This is a genomic window from Frigoribacterium faeni, from assembly GCF_011761235.1.
Lineage (GTDB): Bacteria > Actinomycetota > Actinomycetes > Actinomycetales > Microbacteriaceae > Frigoribacterium > Frigoribacterium faeni_A.
Window position 1 is genome coordinate 37,421 of sequence record NZ_JAAOYW010000003.1, and the last position, 17,808, is coordinate 55,228.

A 17,808-nucleotide genomic window follows, 5' to 3' on the forward strand; every position below is an offset into this window, starting at 1 on the left:
CCGCCCGGCACGTCGTCTACCCTCGGGGTCATGCCCCGTGAGACCCCGAGCAGACGCGTGCCCGCCGCCTTCGCGCCGCGCGAGACCGCCGCGGGCGGCTGGCTGCGCAGCATCCGCTTCTCGGGCTTCAGCCTGTTGATGCTCGTCATCCTCGTGCTCTTCGTCGTCGTGCTCGCGCCGTCGCTGCGGACGCTCGTCCAGCAGCAGCAGCAGATCTCGTCCCTGCAGCAGGAGGTCCGCGACCAGCGCGACGACGTCGACGACCTCCAGGGCGACGTCGCCCGGTGGAGCGACCCCGCCTACATCGAGGCCCAGGCGCGCGACCGGCTGCTCTACGTCTACCCGGGCGAGTACAGCTACCTCGTGATGGGCACCGACGGCGACGCGACGACGCCCTCGCAGGCGCCGATCAGCGACACGCTGCAGACCCCCGAGGTCGACTGGGTCGCGGCGATGATGTCCTCGGTCATCGACGCCGGCCTCAGCGACGAACCCGCGACCGAGCTGGTCGCGCCCGACATCGGCGGCGCCCCCCTGCCGTCCTCCTCGACAGGCGGCACCCCGTGACGACCCCTCCCTTCGACCCCGTCAGCGAGCGCGACGTGCAGATCGTCACCGCGCAGCTGGGGCGCCCCGCCCGCGACGTCATCGGCATCCCCGCCCGCTGCGTCTGCGGCGCCCCCACGGTCGTCGCGACGAAGCCGCGCCTCGGCGACGGCACGCCGTTCCCGACGCTCTACTACCTGTGCCACCCGGGGGCGACCGCGGCGATCTCGACGCTCGAGGCGACGGGCGTCATGGCCGAGTACACCGAGCTGCTCGCGACGGACGACGACCTCAGGAGGCGGTACCACGGCGCGCACGAGGCCTACCTCGCCGACCGCGAGGGCATCGAGCACGTGCCCGAGATCGCGCACGTGACGGCCGGCGGCATGCCCGAGCGGGTCAAGTGCCTGCACGCCCTCGCAGGGCACGCCCTGGCGGCGGGCCCCGGCGTCAACCCCCTCGGCGACCTCGCCGTCGCGCGCTCGGGCTGGAGCCCGGACGTCTGCCGCTGCCCGGACTACCTGGGCGAGCAGGCGGCCGCCGCCGACGACGCCGACGCGCCCGCCGCCTCCTCCGCTCCGTCCGAGGCGGGCTGACGACCGTGCGCCGCCCCGGGGGGCTCGTGGCGGGCCTGGTCGTCGTCGCGACGACCGCGGGGCTCGTGCTGGGCACCGCGGGGGCGGCGTCGGCCGACACGGTGCGCGACGCCGAGTACTGGCTGACCGACTACGGGGTCCGGCAGGCGTGGCAGACGACGCGCGGGGCCGGGGTCACCGTCGCCGTCATCGACACGGGCGTCGACGGCTCGGTCCGCGAGCTGCAGGGCGCCGTCGTCGGGGGCGTCGACGTGTCCGGGCAGGGCTCGGCCGACGGGCAGAGCCCGGTGGGCGCCGACGACCCCGCGCACGGCACCCTCGTCGGCTCCCTGCTCGCCGGGCGCGGCACCGGGGCCGACGGCGGCGTGATCGGCGTCGCGCCCGAGGCCGAGCTGCTGTCGATCTCCGTCGGCTTCGGGGCCGGGGCCGTCGACTCCGACCAGCAGATCGCCGACGCCGTCACCTGGGCGGTCGACCACGGCGCCGACGTCATCAACATGTCGCTGACGCGCAACACCCTCGACTGGCCCACGAGCTGGGACGAGGCGTTCCTCCACGCCCAGGAGAACGACGTCGTCGTCGTCGCGGCCGCGGGCAACCGCGGCAGCGGCACGACCGAGGTGGGCGCGCCCGCCACCATGCCGGGCGTGCTCACCGTCGCGGGCGTCGACCGTTCCGGGGCGGCCAGCTTCGACGCGTCGAGCCAGGGCATCACGATCGGCGTCTCGGCCCCGAGCGAGAAGCTCGTGGGCGTCGGGCCCGGCGACGTTCACTACAGCTGGAGCGGCACCAGCGGGGCGACGCCCCTCGTTGCCGGCGTCGTCGCCCTGGTGCGGAGCGCCCACCCCGAGCTCGGCGCGGCGGACGTCGTCAACCGCGTTGTCTCGACGGCCGAGCCGCGCGGCGCCTCGCAGCCCGACCCCCTCTACGGCTACGGGCTCGTCGACGCTGCGGCGGCCGTGCAGCGCAGCGTCGCGCCCGTCTCGGCGAACCCGATGGGCGACCTCGCCGAGTGGATCCGGGTGCACCGGCGCGCCGACGCACCGGCCCCGACGGACGACGCCGTCGCGCCCGTCGAGCCCGCCCCGGTGCCGAGCCCGCAGAGCGGAGGCGACCACCCCCTCCGTGCGCTGCTGCCGACCGTCGAGTCGATGCGCTCGACGGGCCTGCCGCTGATCGTCTTCGCCGTCTTCGGGTCGGCCATGGCCGCCGTGGCCGTGGGCGCGGCCCGCCAGTTCAGGCGGCGACACGAGCAGGAGTAAAGTCGTCGTGCCACCCCACCACCTCGAGGAGTCCTCCCTGTGCCCAAGATCCTGATCGTCGGCGGCGGCTACGCCGGTTTCTACACCGCCTGGAAGCTCGAGAAGTGGCTGCGCGCCGGTGAAGCCGAGGTCACGATCGTCGACCCGCTGCCGTACATGACCTACCAGCCGTTCCTCCCCGAGGTCGCCGCCGGCTCGATCGAGCCGCGCCACGCGGTGGTCGCGCTGCGCCGCCACCTCAAGAAGACGACCGTGGTCACGGCGAAGGTCACCGGGGTCGACCACGCCTCGAAGACCGCCACCATCACCCCCGAGGTGGGCGACGCCTGGACGATGGAGTACGACCAGGTCGTCATGACGGCCGGCGCCGTCTCGCGCACGTTCCCGATCCCGGGCGTGGCCGACGAGGCCATCGGCCTCAAGACCATCGAGGAGGCGGCGGCGATCCGCGACAAACTCCTCACGAACTTCGCCGCGGCCGCGAACCTGCCGGCCGGCCCGGCCCGCGACCGCCTGCTCACCGTCACGGTCGTCGGCGGCGGCTTCGCCGGCATCGAGGTCTTCGCCGAGCTGCGCAGCTTCGCGAGCGACCTGCTGAAGAAGTACCCGCAGCTCACGGTCGACGACACGCACTTCCACCTCGTCGAGGCCATGGGCCGCATCATGCCCGAGGTCTCGCTCGAGACCAGCCACTGGGTGCTGAAGAACCTGGCCGAGCGCGCCGCGACCGTGCACCTCGACACCCAGCTCAAGTCGGCCGTGGGCGGCGTCATCGAGCTGTCGACGGGCGAGTCGTTCGAGTCCGACCTGATCGTCTGGACGGCCGGCGTCATGGCCAACCCCATGGTCCGCAGCACCGACTTCCCCCTCGAGGAGCGCGGCCGCATCACCGTCGGGGCCGACCTGCGGGTCGTCGACGGCGACGCTGTCGTGCCCGACGCGTGGGCCTGTGGCGACGTCGCGGCCACCCCCGACGTGACCGGCAAGGGCGTCGGCGGCTTCTGCGTGCCGAACGCCCAGCACGCCGTCCGCATGGGCAAGCACCTGGCGAAGAACATCACCGCGTCGCTGCGCGGCGAGGGCGTCGCCGAGTACCGTCACGACAACCTCGGCGCCGTGGCCGGCCTCGGCGTCGGCGTCGGCGTGTTCCAGAGCGGCAAGTTCGTGCTCAAGGGCCTTCCGGCCTGGGCTGCGCACCGCGGCTACCACGGCCTCGCGATGCCGTCGTTCGAGCGCAAGTTCCGCGTGGCGACCGGTTGGTGGAACAACATGTGGCTCGGACGCGACATCGTCTCGCTCGACAACCGCGAGCGTCCCCGTGCCGCCTTCGAGGAGTTCGCCTCGCGTCCCAAGGCGTCCGCCGCCGCACCGGCCGCACCCGCGACGCCCGAGCTCGGCAAGGCCGCCGGCGAGCCCGGCCCCGCCTACGCCAACCCCGTCGACGAGAAGGGCGAGTCGAAGGACTCGTCGGCCGAGAAGCCGGCCCGCAAGACGCCGGCGCGCAAGCCCGCCGCCAAGAAGGCCGCGGCGACGACGGACGCCGACGCGGGCCGCGGCTCGCTGTCGACCTCCGACTGAGCCGACCCCGCCACGACGCCCGCCCGCTGACCTCAGCGCGGCGGGCGTCGTCGTCCCGCCCCCGGATCGTAGGCTGGGGGCGCGCCCTCGTAGCCCAACGGTCAGAGGCAGGCGACTTAAAATCGCTTCAGTCAGGGTTCGAATCCCTGCGGGGGCACCTCCGCTCCGCTTCGGCGCCCCCTGCGGGATCCGAACCCTGACGCGGCCCGACGACGCTGCGCGTCGTCCCCGTGCGGGGGCACTCGCAGAGCTCGTGTCCCCGCAGGGATCCGAACCCTGACGCGGCCCGACGACGCTGGCGCGTCGTCCCCGTGCGGGGGCACCTCCGCTCCGCTTCGGCGCCCCCTCCGGGATCCGAACCCTGACGCGGCCCGACGACGCTGGCGCGTCGTCCCCGTGCGGGGGCACCACAGTTCCGAGCCGCGCCGAGGGCCGGGCTACAGGCTGCGGCGTGCGGGCTCGACGATCGTGACCCACAGCCAGGCGGCCACCGCGAGCAGTGCCGCGACGAGGCTCGTCACGACGACCGCCGTGAGGGGGAACGTCGAGGAGGGGGCGCCGACGAACACGACACCGGCCACCGAGACGCCGACGACGGCGAGCAGGGCGTAGGCGCTGCGCGACCAGGCCCACACCTGCCGCCCCGGCAGCGACCCCAGGGGCAGCAGCTGCACGACGAGCGACCCGAGGCCGGCGAGGCACACGGTGGCGAGCGCCTCCCGGCCCAGCTGAGGCCAGGCGCCCGGAGCGTCGACGAGCCCGTGCAGCACCCAGGCCACGGCCGGCACGACGATCGTCGCGGCCAGCTGGGCGGTCGCGGCGATGCCGACGTCGCGGTCGGCGGGCTGCCGCCCCTCGCCGACGGCGTGGGATCCGTGGTGCTGCACGGCGCCGAGGGTGCCGACGAGCAGCACGCCGAGGACGAGGGCAGGGTCGAGCGAGAGAAGGCGCGTGGCGCCGCAGGCGACCGCCGCGGCGAGCAGGAGCCCCGGCGACATGCGCACCCGCACCCCGAGCCCCAGGCGGCGTGCGACGAGCGCGGCGGGGAGGACGACGACGAGGGCGTTCAGGGCCTTGAGCCCCAGCACGATCCCCGCCAGCAGCCGCAGGTACTGCACCTGTCCGTCGACGCCCGCGGCGAGGGCGATGGCGGCGGCGCCTCCGAGCAGGGCCAGGCCCGACGCGACGCGGGGGTCGACGCCGCCGCGGTTGAACGAGGTGGGCAGCTCGGCGGAGCGGTTGCGTCCGGCGATCCGGACCGCGCGCGGGCGCAGTCGGCCCCGGGTCGCCCCGGCCACGAGCCGCGCGGGGCCGGCCACGAGCACGAGGAACAGCAGCGCCACTGCCGCGCCCAGCGGCCAGGTGGGCCCGGAGAGGGTCTGCCCGAGGGTGGGGAGGTGGGCGCCGAACGTCGTCGCGGTCGCCCAGGTGCCCGTCTGCGGAGCCGTCGGCGCCTCGGGGACGCCGCCTGCGCCTCCTTCGTCGCCGGGACCTGCCGAGGGACCGGGCGCGACCGAGCCGTCGTCCTGCTGCTGCGGGGGTGCCGGCGAGGGCGGCACGGCGCCCGGGGCGGGCGTGGCGCCCGGCCGCGGCGTCGCCGAGGCGCCGGGCGACGGGGGCGCCACGACCGCGGCGCCCATGGTGATGCGCACCGATTCGCTGGGCGGGCCGAAGTTGCCGGCCGGGTCGACGAGCGCGGCCTGCAGCACGCGGTCGCCGTCGGCGAGCTCGGAGCCGCTCGCGCTGCACGACCAGCCACCGGCGCCCGAGACCGTCGCCTGGCAGACGGGCGTGCTGTCGACGTAGACGGTGGCGAGCGCCCCGGCCTCGCCCGTCCCCGAGACGACGACCGGCACGGCGTCGACGCGCTGGCCCGAGGAGGGGCTGGTGACGACGGGCGCGGCGGGCGCGTCGCGGTCGACGGTGACGCTCGACGACGTCGACGCCGCCGAGACGGGCACGGCCGGCACCCGGGACGACGACTGCACGGCGCTGACGTCGTGGCGGCCGGACGGGAAGCCCGCGGCCGGGAGCACGGCGACCCAGCTGCCGTCCGCCGAGGCGGAGGCGACGGCCGTGCCGCCCGAGCCCGAGGTGACGGTGACGGACGCGCCGGGGAACGCCGTGCCGCTCAGCTTCGCGCCGACGAGCAGCCCGGAGCCGACCGTGGGCGCGGTGAGCACCGAGAAGGCCGCCGAGGTCGCCGGCTCGAGCTCGTCGTGGTCGAGGTCGGTGGCGACGGCCGTCCAGCCCGCACCGCTCGGGACGGTGGCCGAGCAGGCCCAGGTGCCGGACGGCGACGTCGTGACGGCGGGGCAGAGGTCGCGGTAGGCGCCGTTGCCCGTGAGGGCGACCTTGACCCTGGCCCCGGGCGCGGACCCGCCGCGCACGACGACCGATCCCGTCGCGCTGTCGTCCACCGGCTGGATCGTCGGGCCGGCGGGCGGCGCCGGCGGCGTGGGGTCGGGGGTCGGGCTGGGCGTGCCGACCTGGGGCGCGGGCGTCGAGGTCGGCGTGCCCGCCGCCTCCGCGGTGCCGGCGGGACCGCCCGCGACCGCGATCGCGGCGAGGAGGGCGCCCAGCCCGAGGGCCGTGGCGAGCCGGGCCCGGAGGCGGCGTCCGGGCTCGCCTGCGACGCGTCCGGCGACGGCGGGACGCGGGGAGAGCTGTGTCGAGGAGAAGGGCACCGTCACCCATTCAGCACGTCTCGGGGGGAGGTGTCAATCGGTCGCGCGGACCAACTCGCGGCGACCCGCCGGGCCGCGGCCTGCCCGCGCCGGGCCGGTGAGCGCTCACCCGCCGCGACGCGCGACACCTGATGTCGGGAGTTCCCCCAGAAGACGCCCGGTCCACACGAGGCCCCCATCCGGCGCATTTATAGTGTCCCTCGCATCGACGTGGCCCTCCCACGGCACCCTGAGGGCGACGACGGCGTGCCCACCCGAGCCGCATCCCCAAGGAGTCACCACCCATGCAACCGGCCCTCATCGGCATCCTCGTCGCCGTCGGAGTCATCGTCCTGCTGGCGGTGATCGCCGGCATCTACCTCTGGGCGACGTACAACTCGCTGGTCACGCTCAAGGTCCGCGTCGACGAGGCGTGGAGCGACATCACCGTCCAGCTCAAGCGCCGCGCCGACCTGATCCCGAACATCATCGAGTCGGTCAAGGGCTACGCCGCGCACGAGGCGAAGGTGTTCCAGAACGTCACGGAGGCGCGGGCCGAGACCCTGGGAGCCCAGACGCCCGCCGAGGCGTCCGCCGCCGAGGGCCACATGCAGAAGGCCCTGCGCGGCGTGTTCGCCGTGGCCGAGGCCTACCCTCAGCTGCAGGCGAGCCAGAACTTCCTGCAGCTGCAGTCGGAGCTCGTCGACACCGAGGACAAGATCCAGGCCGCCCGCCGCTTCTACAACGGCGGGGTGCGCGAGTTCAACACCAAGACGCGGACGTTCCCGAACACGCTCTTCGTGAAGCGCCTCGGCTTCACCGAGCGCGACTTCTTCGAGGTCGCCGAGCCCTCGGCCATCGCCGAGCCGCCGCGCGTCCAGTTCTAGCCCGCCGCCCGCACCGCACCGGCCCCTGCCATGTACTCGGCGATCGCGCGCAACAAGCGCAACACGGTCTTCATCGTCCTCGTGTTCCTGCTCATCGTGGGCGCGCTCGGCTTCGCCGCGTCCGCGCTCTGGAACAGCCCCTCCATCGGCTTCGTCGTGCTCGTGGCGGCGGCGGGCTACGCCCTGATCCAGTACTTCGCGGCCGGCCGTCAGGCGCTGTCGATGAGCGGGGCGCAAGAGGTCGACGCGACGACGGCGCCCCGCCTCTGGCGCACCGTCGAGAACCTGTCGATCACGATGGGCATGCCGATGCCCAAGGTGTACGTCGTCGTCGACCCGGCGCCGAACGCGTTCGCGACGGGTCGTGACCCGGAGCACGCCGTCGTCGCGGCGACGACCGGGCTGCTCGCCCTGATGGACGACGCCGAGCTGCAGGGCGTCATGGCGCACGAGATGGGCCACGTCAAGAACTACGACATCCGCGTCTCGACGATGGTCTTCGGGCTGGTCGTCGCCGTGGGGTTCCTCGCCGACGTGCTCATGCGCATGTCGTTCCTCAGCGCCCTGACCGGCGGGCGGAACACGAACAGCAACAACAACGGCGGCGGCTCGAACCCGGTGTTCCTCGTGCTCGGGCTCGTCGCGATGATCATCGCGCCCCTGGCGGCGGCGGGCGTCCAGGCGGCGGTGTCGCGCCAGCGCGAGTACCTGGCCGACGCCACCGGGGCCCTGACCACCCGGCACCCGGAGGGCCTCGCCAGCGCGCTCGAGAAGCTGGGCGCCTACGGGCGTCCGATGCAGCAGCAGAGCACGTCGATGTCGCACCTCTGGATCAGCGACCCGATGAAGCCGGGCGTCATGGACCGGCTGTTCAGCACGCACCCGCCGCTCGCCGACCGCGTCGCGCGGCTGCGCGAGAACGCCTCGCGCTTCTAGTCGAGGCTGCCAGGCCCGGCGCCGGCACCGGCGTCGGAGCCAGTGCCAGGGCCGGAGCCCGCGACGGCCACGGCCGCGGCCAGGTCGGCCGCGAGATCGCCGCGGGCCACGACCTCGACCCCGTCGAGCCCCTGCCACGCGGCGGCCCGGCCGAGCAGCGCGGCCAGCCGGTCGACGTCGACGACGAGGTCGCGCTCGCGCCACGACGCCTGCACCCGGAGCACGCCGGCCTGCCGGTCGCTCTTGAGGTCGACGCGGCCGACGAGCTGGTCGTCCTGCAGCACCGGCAGCACGTAGTAGCCGTGCACCCGCTGCGCCTGCGGCGTGTATATCTCGATGCGGTAGCGGAACCCGAAGAGGCGCTCGGCGCGCGGCCGGTGCCAGACGACCGGGTCGAAGGGTGACAGCAGCGCGTCGGCCTCGAGGCGCCGCGGCAGCCGCGCCTCGGCGTGCAGCCAGGCGGGCGCGGCCCAGCCGTCGACCGTCACGGGCTGAACGACGCCCGCGTCGTGCAGGTCGCGCAGCGCGGGCGGGACGTCGGCGGCCTTGAGACGCCAGTAGTCGGCGAGGTCGGCGGCGGTGGCGACGCCGGAGGCTCGGGCGGCTCGCTCGACGAGCTGCCGGTGCGCCTCGGCACGGTCGACCTCGACCCCGAGCACGGCCGGGGGCAGGACCTGCTCGGGCAGCGCGTAGACGCGCTCGAAGCGGCGACGGCCGGCGCTGACGAGCGCACCCGTGCGGAACAGCGCCTCGAGGCCGCGCTTGACGTCGCCCCAGCCCCACCAGGGCCCCGTGCGCGTCGGGGTCGGGAACAGCTCGGCGTCGTGCTGCACCAGGCTGGCGGGCAGCGGGCCCTGGTCGCGGATCTCGTCGAGCAGCCAGCGCGCCATCTGCGGCTTCGACGCCAACCACGAGCCCTCGTCGGCCCGCCACTTGGCGTCGTAGTCGTGCATGCGCCAGCGCAAGAGGGGCCAGGTCGACACCGGCACGATGGCCGCCTCGTGCGCCCAGTACTCGACGAAGCGACCCCGCGGCGCGAAAACGAGGCGGTCGAGGGCGGCGCGGTCGTAGTGGCCCAGCCGGGCGAAGACGGGGAGGTGGTGGCTGCGCTCGAAGACGTTCACCGAGTCGATCTGCAGCAGCCCCAGACGGTCGACGAGCCCGGTGAGCTGGCGGGTGCCCACGGTCGTCGCGCCGGGCGCCGCCGTCGGACGACCGAGCCCCTGCGCCGCCAGGGCGACGCGGCGGGCGAGGGCGGGGGAGAGGCGGTCGCGGGGCACGGTGCGAGGCTAGCGGCCGCCTCCGACGCCGGCCCGGCCCGCGCCTCCTCGACGCATGCCCGAGGGGGCATGCAGGGCGGGGCGGAACAACCCCTAGGCCGCCCTACACTGAGCGGATGATGCGCCGCACCAGGCCCCCGCGCGGACCGGCCGAGCCCGGGGACGACCCGGGCGTCCCGACCTCGTGGGCACCCGATCCGTCGGTGCCGCGGGGCATGGTCATCGCCGGGGCGTGGTCGTGGCGCATCCTGCTCGTGGTCGGCGTTTTGGGCGTCTTCATCTGGCTCGTCGTGCAGCTGCGCATCATCGTCATCCCGTTCCTCATCGCCCTGCTCGTCTCGGCCCTGCTCGTGCCCTTCTCGGGCTGGCTGCAGAAGCACCGGTGGCCGAAGTGGCTGGCGGTCGTCGTGAGCCTCGTCGGGTTCCTCGTGGTGGTGGCGGGCCTGTTCTTCCTGGTGGTGCTGCAGATCGTCGACGGCTGGCCGGCCCTGCGCGACCGGACCGTCGCCTCCTACGGCGAGCTCAAGGAGTTCCTGCTCGCGTCGCCGCTGCACCTCACCGAGGCCCAGCTGAACGGCTACCTGAGCGACGCCGTGGCCGCCCTGCAGCAGGACAGCCAGCCGCTGCTGCGCGGCGCCCTCTCGATCGGCTCGACCGCCGGGCACGTGGGCGCGGGCCTCGTGCTGCTGCTCTTCACGACGATATTCCTGCTCGTCGGCGGCGCCGACATCTGGCGCTGGGTCGTCGGGCTGTTCCCGCGGAGGGCCCGCGACGCCGTCGACGGCGCCGGCCGGGCGGGCTGGCTGACCCTCACGAACTTCGTCAAGGTGCAGATCTTCGTGGCGTTCGTCGACGCCGTCGGCATCGGGCTGGGCGCGCTGCTGCTCGGGCTGCCCCTCGCGGCCCCGATCGCCATCGCCGTGTTCCTCGGCTCGTTCGTGCCCGTGGTCGGCGCGGTGGCCACCGGCGCGGTCGCCGTGCTCATCGCGCTCGTCTACAACGGCTGGGTCGTGGCGCTGCTGATGCTCGCGGTCGTGATCGTCGTGCAGCAGATCGAGGGGCACCTGCTGCAGCCGTTCGTCATGGGCAGCGCCGTCAAGGTGCACCCGCTGGCGGTCGTGTTCGGCGTCGCGGCGGGCGCGCTGCTCGCCGGCATCCCCGGCGCCCTCTTCGCCGTGCCCGTCGTGGCGGTCGTCAACGTCATGGTCGGCTACGTCGCGAGGGGCTCGTGGCGCACGACCCCCCGCCCGACGTCGGCCGACGTCACCTCGCCCGGAAAGGCCACCGATGTCTGAGACCACCATCTCCGGTCCCACGCTGCTCGAGATCGAGCAGGCCCGCGAGCGCGTGGCCCGTGTCGCGCGGGTCACCCCGATGGAGAGCTCGCGGTTCCTCGCCGAGCTGCTCGGCTCGCCCGTGCACCTCAAGTGCGAGAACCTGCAGCGCACGGGCTCGTACAAGATCCGCGGGGCGTACAACCGCCTCACGCAGCTGAGCGACGACGAGAAGGCACGCGGCGTCGTGGCGGCCTCCGCCGGCAACCACGCCCAGGGCGTCGCCTTCGCTGCGCGCGAGCTCGGCATCGCGGCGACCATCTTCATGCCCGTGGGCGTCGCGCTGCCGAAGCTGCAGGCCACGCGCGAGTACGGCGCCGACGTCGTGCTCAGCGGGCACGACGTCGAGCAGGCGCTCCGGGCCGCCGCCGAGTTCGCCGCCAGCACCGGCGCTGCGTTCATCCCGCCCTTCGACCACCACGACGTCGTCGCGGGCCAGGGCACCCTCGGCCTCGAGATCCTCGAGCAGGTGCCCGACGTCGACACGATCGTCGTGCCGATCGGCGGCGGCGGCCTCATCGCGGGCGTGGCCAGCGCCGTGGCGCAGCAGACGGCCCGCACGGGGCGCCGGGTGCGGGTCATCGGCGTGCAGGCCGCCAACGCCGCGCCGTACGCGGTCTCGATGCAGAGCGGCGTCCGCACCGACATCGTGGCCACCCCGACCATCGCGGACGGCATCGCCGTCGCCCGCCCGGGCGTGCTGAACTTCGAGATCGTCCGCCAGACCGTCGACCAGGTCGTGACCGTCGGCGACGACGACACGGCCCGCGCGATGCTCGTCCTGCTCGAGCGCGCCAAGCTCGTCGTCGAGGCCGCCGGCGCCGTGGGCGTCGCGGCGGTCATGACCGAGCAGGTGCGCGACCTGGGCACGACCGTCATCGTGCTGAGCGGGGGCAACATCGACCCGCTCATGATGGAGCGCGTGATCAGCCGGGGCCTCGCCGCCGCCGAGCGCTACCTCAAGCTCCGCGTGGGCCTGCCCGACCGGCCCGGCCAGCTCACCCGCGTCTCGCAGATCCTCTCGGACGCGAACGCCAACGTGGTCGAGGTGCTGCACACCCGCCACGGGCGGGGCCTGCAGATCAGCGAGGTCGAGCTCGAGCTCAGCGTCGAGACCCGCGGGCCGGACCACGTCGAGGACGTCCTGCGGCGTCTGCGCGAGGCCGGCTTCGAGCCCGACATCGACTTCTAGGCCCGGCGCGCACGACGGAGGCCCCGGCTCAAGCGAGCCGGGGCCTCCGTCGTGCACGCCTCAAGGGCGTGCGGCGGTGCCGTCGATCAGGGCACGTACGTCTCGACGGCGGTCACCGCGACGGTGATCTCCTTGCCGTTCGGCGCCGTGTAGCTCGTCGTCGTGCCGACCTTGAGCCCGTTGATGGCCTGGCCGAGGGGGCTCGTCTCGCTGTAGACCGAGAGGTCGCTGCCGGGCGCGATGATCTCGCGGTTGCCGAGCAGGAACGTGCTGGGGTCGCCGGCGATGGTCGCGGTGACTACGGTGCCCGGGCCGACGATGCCGTCGGCCGCGGTGGACTCGCCGACGGTCGCGTGCTTGAGCAGGTTGGTGAGGGTGCGGATGCGCGCCTCGAGCTTGCCCTGCTCGTCCTTCGCGGCGTGGTAGCCGCCGTTCTCCTTGAGGTCGCCCTCTTCGCGGGCGGCCTCGATGCGGCCCACGATCTCGGCTCGGCCCTCGCCGCTCAGCGTCTCGAGCTCGGCCTGGAGGCGGTCGCGGGCGTCGGTCGTCAGCCAGGTGGTGGCGTCGTTGTCGTTGCTCATGGTGTCTCCGTCCGTGCGGCGGCCTGCGGGTGCGACGGCCCTGTCCGCGGGAGCGGGAGCCGCGCGCCCGGTCGGGGCACGCCCACCGAAAAAAGGAGACCGGCCGAGTGGCCGGTCTCGTGGGTGTCCGCGCAGTCTACGGAAGCCAGCACTCGTAGATCAACCCTGTGACCGCGCGTTCGCTGGTCGCGAGCGAGGTCGTGTAGGTCGTCGAGTGCGTGCTCGAGGCCGGCAGGTGCACGACCTTCCAGCCCACGATGCTGAACTTCTGGTTCTGGGCCTGCACCGCGCAGTCGACCGCGGTGCCCGGCGCGACGCTGACCGTGTACTGCACGTCGACGGCCCGGTCGTCGAGCACCGTGTAGCCGACGTCGGTGCCCTCGACCTTCGAGCCGTCGCCGTCGAACGCGGCGAACACCACCCACGCGGCGAAGACGAGCACGAAGGAGGCGGCGACCGCGATCGCGATCCACCTGCCCCGCCGTCGGGTCGCGCTGCTGCGGCCGTAGCGCGCGTCGAGCCGCGCCGACGCGGCGTCGGCCGACGGGTCGAGCCGCTGATCGGGCTCGGCGGCCGGTGATGGTGCGGGGGGCATGGACGCCACGGGGGACTCCGTCCGATTATCCTGGTGTCGAGGGTAGCAACGTCTGCCCTGCACGAATTGCGAGGAACCCGTGACCCTGCGCCTCTTGGCCGTCCACGCCCACCCCGACGACGAGTCCAGCAAGGGCTCGGCGACCTACGCCTACTACCGCAGCCGAGGCGTCGAGGTGCTCGTCGTCAGCTGCACGGGCGGCGAGCAGGGCTCCATCCTCAACGAGCAGCTCGAGGCCCGGTCGCACGCCGAGCGCGACATCGCCGGCCTGCGGGTGCACGAGATGCGCGCCGCGCAGCAGGCGATGGGCATCGACCACCTCTGGCTCGGCTACGCCGACTCGGGCCTGCCGGCCGAGGGCGAGCCGGTCGCGGTCAACGGCTTCGCGACCATCCCGCTCGAGACGAGCGCCGAGCCGCTCGTCGCGGTCGTCCGTCGCTTCAAGCCGCAGGTGCTCGTCACCTACGACGAGATCGGCGGGTACCCGCACCCCGACCACATCCGCACGCACGAGATCTCGATGGAGGCGTTCCGCGCCGCCGCGGACCCGGCGCGTTACCCCGCGGCCGGCGAGCCCTGGCAGATCGACAAGGTCTACTACGACCGCATGTTCAGCGCCGGCCGGGTCGGCGCGATGATCACCCACCTGAAGGCGGAGGATCCTGAGTCGCCCCTCATCGAGCGCCTCACCGAGATGCTCGAGCGCTTCGCCGACCGGCCGGACCTCGCCACGACGCACGTGCCGGTGAGCGAGTACTTCCCGGTGCGCGACGCCGCCCTGCGGGCGCACGCCAGCCAGGTGCCGCTCGACAGCGCCTTCTTCTTCTGGCCACACGACCTGCAGGTCGCCGCCTGGCCCACCGAGGACTTCCAGCTCGTCGAGTCGCGCGTCGAGTCGCCGCTGCCCGAGACCGACCTCTTCGCCGGCGTCGTCGACCCCGACACCGGCCGCGTGGGGGTGCAGGCCCTGTGAGCGCGGCAGGCGACCTCGTGCTGTCCACGGCCGTGCGCCTCCTCGCGCAGCCGTCCACCCCCGACGCGACGCTGCCGCCGTCGACCGTGCCCGACGTCGACGTCACGCCCGGCGTCTGGGGGTTCGTGGCCATCGCGTTCGTCGCGATCGCGACGGTGCTGATCATCGTCGACATGACGCGGCGCGTGCGGCGCACCCGGTACCGCGGCGAGGTCCGCGACCGCATCGAGGCGGAGCGCGCCGAGGCGGGCGCCGCGGCCGCGGGGCTCGACGACGAGCCGCGACCCGTGCTCGACGACGACGGCCGCGACGGCGACGTGCGCCGCGACGGGCCCGACCGGCCGTAGCGGCGGGGCGAGGGAGCCCGTGGGGCAGGCCCGCGCCTCCTAGGCGAAGCTCGGGGCGTTCAGCGCCAGGACGAGGATGCCCGTCCAGTGGCACAGGTACGCCGCCACCGTGCAGGCGTGGAACAGCTCGTGGAACCCGAAATGCCCCGGCGACGGGTTCGGGCGCTTCAGCGCGTAGAACGTGGCGCCGACGATGTAGAGCAGGCCGCCGACGAGCACGAGCACCGTCATCGGCACGCTCGCCGCGAAGAGGTCGGGCAGGAACCCCAGCGCCCCCACGCCCATCAGCACGTAGAGCGGCACGTAGAGCCAGCGCGGCGCGTGGATGAAGAAGACCCGGAACGCGATGCCGAAGGCCGCGGCCGTCCAGACCAGCACGAGCAGCAGCGTCGACTTGCCGGGCGGGAGCGCGATCGCCGCGATGGGCGTGTAGGTGCCCGCGATGAGCAGGAAGATGTTCGAGTGGTCGAGCCGCTTCAGGAACATCTTGGCCCGCGGGCTCCACGGGAACCGGTGGTACGTCGCCGAGATGCCGAACAGCAGCAGCGAGGTCGTCATGAACACCGCGCAGGCCCAGGTCGCGGCGGCGCCGTCGGCGAGCGCGACCAGCACGACGCCCGTCGCGATCGCCACCGGGAACGTGGCCGCGTGGATCCAGCCGCGCCACGACGGCTTACGCTCGATCGACGGGTAGCTCAGCGCGTCGTCGAGCAGGGGGAGCCGGGGCAGCTCGGCCCCGCCGTCGTCGGCGACCGGAGAGGAGGAGGGCGTGCTCATGGGGCGAGCGTAGGGGAGGCGGCCCCCGGGTCGCTGGGACCGGTCTCGGCGCCGACGCGGCGGGTCGACGGGCGACACCCGGAGTTCGTCGACCGAGGGTGCGTTAACGTAGGCACGTGAAGAGTCCTCGACGGCCCCCCGTGGCCGGCGGCCTGCTCTACGGCCTCTACCAGCGCCGCCTGCGCCGCGAGCTCGACGGGGCGGAGCTGCCGCACCACGTCGCGATGATCGTCGACGGCAACCGCCGGTGGGCCAAGGCCCGCATGCTCGAGACGGCTGCGCACGGGCACCGCGCCGGGGCCGCCAAGATCAGCGAGTTCCTGACCTGGTGCGACGACCTCGGCATCCGCGTCGTCACCCTCTACCTGCTCTCGGCCGACAACCTGGGCAACCGCGCCTCCGACGAGCTGACCGAGCTGTTCGGCATCATCGGCGACGTCGCCGACGAGCTGTCGCACCAGCGCGACTGGCGGGTGCAGCACGTCGGCGCGACCGACGACCTGCCGGCCGAGCTCTGCTCCGCGCTCTCCGCGGCCGAGCACCGCACCCGCGACCACGGCGGCCTGCACGTCAACCTCGCGGTGGGCTACGGCGGCCGGCGCGAGATCGCCGACGCCATGCGCAGCATCGTCCGCGCCCACGACGCCGCGGGCGGCACCCTCGACGCGCTCGCCGAGGTGCTGACGCCCGAGCTCATCGCCGACCACCTCTACACGGGCGGCCAGCCCGACCCCGACCTCGTCATCCGCACGTCGGGCGAGCAGCGGCTCAGCGACTTCATGCTGTGGCAGAGCGCGCACAGCGAGTTCTACTTCGTCGAGGCCTTCTACCCCGACCTGCGCGAGGTCGACTTCCTCCGGGCCGTGCGCGACTTCGCGCTGCGGCACCGGCGCTACGGCAGCTGAGCGCGACGGGGCGGCCGGCGGCGCCGTCGTCGGGGCCGAGCCGCCCGGGGGCCGGGTAGGTTGGAGCACCCCGATCCGAGGAGCACCACCGTGAGGACCATCGACGACTTCGCCGCAGGCTTCGCCGACGAGGCAGGCTGGTTCGACTTCGCGTCGTACGGCCCGATGGGCACGGGCGTCGTGCAGGAGGCGCGGGCGCTGACCGAGCTGCAGTCGCGGTCCCGGCACGGCTCGGCCGTCGCCCTCGACGAGCAGTCCGGGCGCGCGCGGCGGGCCGTCGCCGCCCTCACCGGCTTCCCGACCGACCACGTCGTGTTCCAGCCCAGCACCAGCCAGGGCATGATGCACACGCTCTTCGGCCTGACGGGCGGCCTCGCCCTGTCTCCGCGGGAGTACCCGACCACTCCTCTGACGGCGACCCGCGCCTCCTCGGCCCTGCGCGTGCTCGACACGGTGTGGCTCGACGTGCCCGACGACGCCGTGACGCCGGCCGTGCTGCGCGAGCACCTGACCCCGTCGGTGACGGCCGTCGCCGTCAGCGTCGTCGACTACCGCACCGGGTACCTCGCCGACCTCGAGGGCATCCGCCAGGTCATCGGCGACCGGCTGCTGATCGTCGACGGCATCCAGGGCTTCGGCGTCGTGGACGCGCCCTGGGCCGTCGCCGACGTGCTGGTGACCGGCGGCCAGAAGTGGCTGCGGGCGGGCTGGGGCACGGGCTTCATGGCGCTCAGCGACCGGGCCCTCGCCGAGCTCACCCCCGTGTTCAGCGGGGTGCACGGCTCGGAGATCGCCCTGGGCGGGTCGTACGAGCGGGGAGCCGAGCCGGCGCCGGGCGCCGCCGCGTTCCAGCTGTCGCGCCCCGACCCGATCGCGGAGGCGCGGCTCGCGACCTCCCTGGAGGAGATCGCGGCCGTCGGCATCCGTCCCGTCGCGGCGGCGGTCGCCGAGCGCGTGACCCGGCTGATCGACCTCGCCGACGAGTTCGCGGTGCCCGTGGTCTCGTCGCGCGTCGAGTCGGAGCGGGCCGGCATCGTCGTCATCGAGCCGGATCCGGCCCACCTGACGACGCTCGCCGCGTCGCTGCTCAACCACGGCGTCAGCGCGACGATGCGGAGCACGGGGGTGCGCCTCAGCACGCACGTGTCGAACGGCGAGGACTCGTTCGAGCTGCTGCGCGAGGCGTTCACGTCGTACGGCAGCGCCGTCTCGTACTGAGGGGCTCGCGGGCGCTCGCGCGGCACCTCGGCCGGCACCTCGGCTGGCACCCCGTCCAGCCCGTCGGCCAGCACCTCGTCCGGCCCTCGACAAGACCCTCGACCAGCACCTGAGGGTCGTTCACCTGATCGTCAC

At 74.0% G+C, this 17,808-nt stretch carries 17 protein-coding genes and 1 tRNA gene; 13 read left to right on the forward strand and 5 right to left on the reverse strand.

What is annotated here, in order from left to right; all coding sequences use genetic code 11:
- Positions 1-30 precede the first annotated feature (30 nt).
- The 5 genes from FHR78_RS12280 to FHR78_RS12300 all read left to right on the forward strand — a co-directional run bounded on the left by FHR78_RS12280 (position 31) and on the right by FHR78_RS12300 (position 4,139).
- A complete protein-coding gene (locus tag FHR78_RS12280) occupies positions 31-567 on the forward strand; it encodes a septum formation initiator family protein (RefSeq protein ID WP_166760847.1) in 537 nt (178 codons plus the stop codon).
- Positions 564-1,142, forward strand: a complete 579-nt coding sequence (locus tag FHR78_RS12285) for a DUF501 domain-containing protein (protein WP_166760848.1) — start codon at positions 564-566, stop codon at positions 1,140-1,142. Before FHR78_RS12280 ends, FHR78_RS12285 begins: the two co-directional genes overlap by 4 nt.
- A 5-nt stretch (positions 1,143-1,147) precedes the next feature.
- Positions 1,148-2,404, forward strand: coding sequence for a S8 family serine peptidase (locus tag FHR78_RS12290; RefSeq protein ID WP_432207156.1), 1,257 nt, complete (start codon positions 1,148-1,150; stop codon positions 2,402-2,404).
- A gap of 39 nt (positions 2,405-2,443) precedes the next feature.
- Positions 2,444-3,982, forward strand: a complete 1,539-nt coding sequence (locus FHR78_RS12295; RefSeq protein WP_166760849.1) for an FAD-dependent oxidoreductase — start codon at positions 2,444-2,446, stop codon at positions 3,980-3,982.
- Positions 3,983-4,065: 83 nt separating this feature from the next.
- Positions 4,066-4,139 (forward strand) — tRNA-Leu (locus tag FHR78_RS12300).
- A gap of 280 nt (positions 4,140-4,419) precedes the next feature.
- On the opposite strand, the gene FHR78_RS12305 is transcribed toward FHR78_RS12300, so the two are convergent.
- Positions 4,420-6,669, reverse strand: a complete 2,250-nt coding sequence (locus FHR78_RS12305; protein WP_166760850.1) for a hypothetical protein — start codon at positions 6,667-6,669, stop codon at positions 4,420-4,422.
- Between the two features lie 284 nt (positions 6,670-6,953).
- On the opposite strand from FHR78_RS12305, the gene FHR78_RS12310 reads away from it, so the two are divergent.
- Together FHR78_RS12310 and FHR78_RS12315 are read left to right on the forward strand one after the other, a co-directional pair.
- The gene (locus tag FHR78_RS12310; RefSeq protein ID WP_208393208.1) at positions 6,954-7,535 is read left to right on the forward strand and encodes a LemA family protein; all 582 of its coding nucleotides are present in this window, start codon (positions 6,954-6,956) and stop codon (positions 7,533-7,535) included.
- 30 nt (positions 7,536-7,565) lie between these two features.
- Positions 7,566-8,471, forward strand: a complete 906-nt coding sequence (locus FHR78_RS12315; protein WP_166760851.1) for a M48 family metalloprotease — start codon at positions 7,566-7,568, stop codon at positions 8,469-8,471.
- Here the strand turns inward: FHR78_RS12315 and FHR78_RS12320 are convergent.
- Positions 8,468-9,751 (reverse strand): DNA glycosylase AlkZ-like family protein, encoded by a 1,284-nt coding sequence (locus FHR78_RS12320; protein ID WP_166760852.1) that lies wholly within the window; start codon positions 9,749-9,751, stop codon positions 8,468-8,470. The genes FHR78_RS12315 and FHR78_RS12320 overlap by 4 nt on opposite strands.
- Positions 9,752-9,867: 116 nt before the next feature.
- On the opposite strand from FHR78_RS12320, the gene FHR78_RS12325 reads away from it, so the two are divergent.
- On the forward strand, positions 9,868-11,046 hold the full coding sequence (locus tag FHR78_RS12325) for an AI-2E family transporter (RefSeq protein ID WP_166760853.1): 1,179 nt from the start codon (positions 9,868-9,870) through the stop codon (positions 11,044-11,046).
- Positions 11,039-12,277, forward strand: a complete 1,239-nt coding sequence (ilvA, locus tag FHR78_RS12330; RefSeq protein WP_166760854.1) for a threonine ammonia-lyase — start codon at positions 11,039-11,041, stop codon at positions 12,275-12,277. The genes FHR78_RS12325 and ilvA overlap by 8 nt, the downstream gene beginning before the upstream one ends.
- 86 nt (positions 12,278-12,363) lie before the next feature.
- Here the strand turns inward: ilvA and greA are convergent, their stop codons facing one another.
- Together greA and FHR78_RS12340 are read right to left on the reverse strand one after the other, a co-directional pair.
- Positions 12,364-12,858 carry a transcription elongation factor GreA gene (greA, locus tag FHR78_RS12335; protein ID WP_166760855.1) on the reverse strand — a complete coding sequence of 165 codons (495 nt, stop codon included), beginning with the start codon at positions 12,856-12,858 and terminating at the stop codon, positions 12,364-12,366.
- A 136-nt stretch (positions 12,859-12,994) separates the two neighbouring features.
- Positions 12,995-13,453 (reverse strand): DUF4307 domain-containing protein, encoded by a 459-nt coding sequence (locus tag FHR78_RS12340; RefSeq protein ID WP_243862581.1) that lies wholly within the window; start codon positions 13,451-13,453, stop codon positions 12,995-12,997.
- Positions 13,454-13,532: 79 nt separating this feature from the next.
- On the opposite strand from FHR78_RS12340, the gene mca reads away from it, so the two are divergent.
- Both mca and FHR78_RS14895 read left to right on the forward strand, forming a co-directional pair.
- A complete protein-coding gene (mca, locus tag FHR78_RS12345) occupies positions 13,533-14,426 on the forward strand; it encodes a mycothiol conjugate amidase Mca (protein ID WP_347878189.1) in 894 nt (297 codons plus the stop codon).
- A complete protein-coding gene (locus tag FHR78_RS14895; RefSeq protein WP_208393209.1) occupies positions 14,423-14,773 on the forward strand; it encodes a hypothetical protein in 351 nt (116 codons plus the stop codon). The genes mca and FHR78_RS14895 overlap by 4 nt, the downstream gene beginning before the upstream one ends.
- 39 nt (positions 14,774-14,812) lie before the next feature.
- On the opposite strand, the gene trhA is transcribed toward FHR78_RS14895, so the two are convergent.
- Positions 14,813-15,550, reverse strand: coding sequence for a PAQR family membrane homeostasis protein TrhA (gene trhA, locus FHR78_RS12355; RefSeq protein ID WP_166760857.1), 738 nt, complete (start codon positions 15,548-15,550; stop codon positions 14,813-14,815).
- A 116-nt stretch (positions 15,551-15,666) separates the two neighbouring features.
- On the opposite strand from trhA, the gene FHR78_RS12360 reads away from it, so the two are divergent.
- Both FHR78_RS12360 and FHR78_RS12365 read left to right on the forward strand, forming a co-directional pair.
- Positions 15,667-16,455: an isoprenyl transferase gene (locus FHR78_RS12360; RefSeq protein WP_347878190.1), complete on the forward strand. Its 789-nt coding sequence runs from the start codon at positions 15,667-15,669 to the stop codon at positions 16,453-16,455.
- 90 nt (positions 16,456-16,545) lie between these two features.
- Positions 16,546-17,673, forward strand: a complete 1,128-nt coding sequence (locus FHR78_RS12365) for an aminotransferase class V-fold PLP-dependent enzyme (protein WP_166760858.1) — start codon at positions 16,546-16,548, stop codon at positions 17,671-17,673.
- The last annotated feature ends 135 nt before the right edge of the window (positions 17,674-17,808 follow it).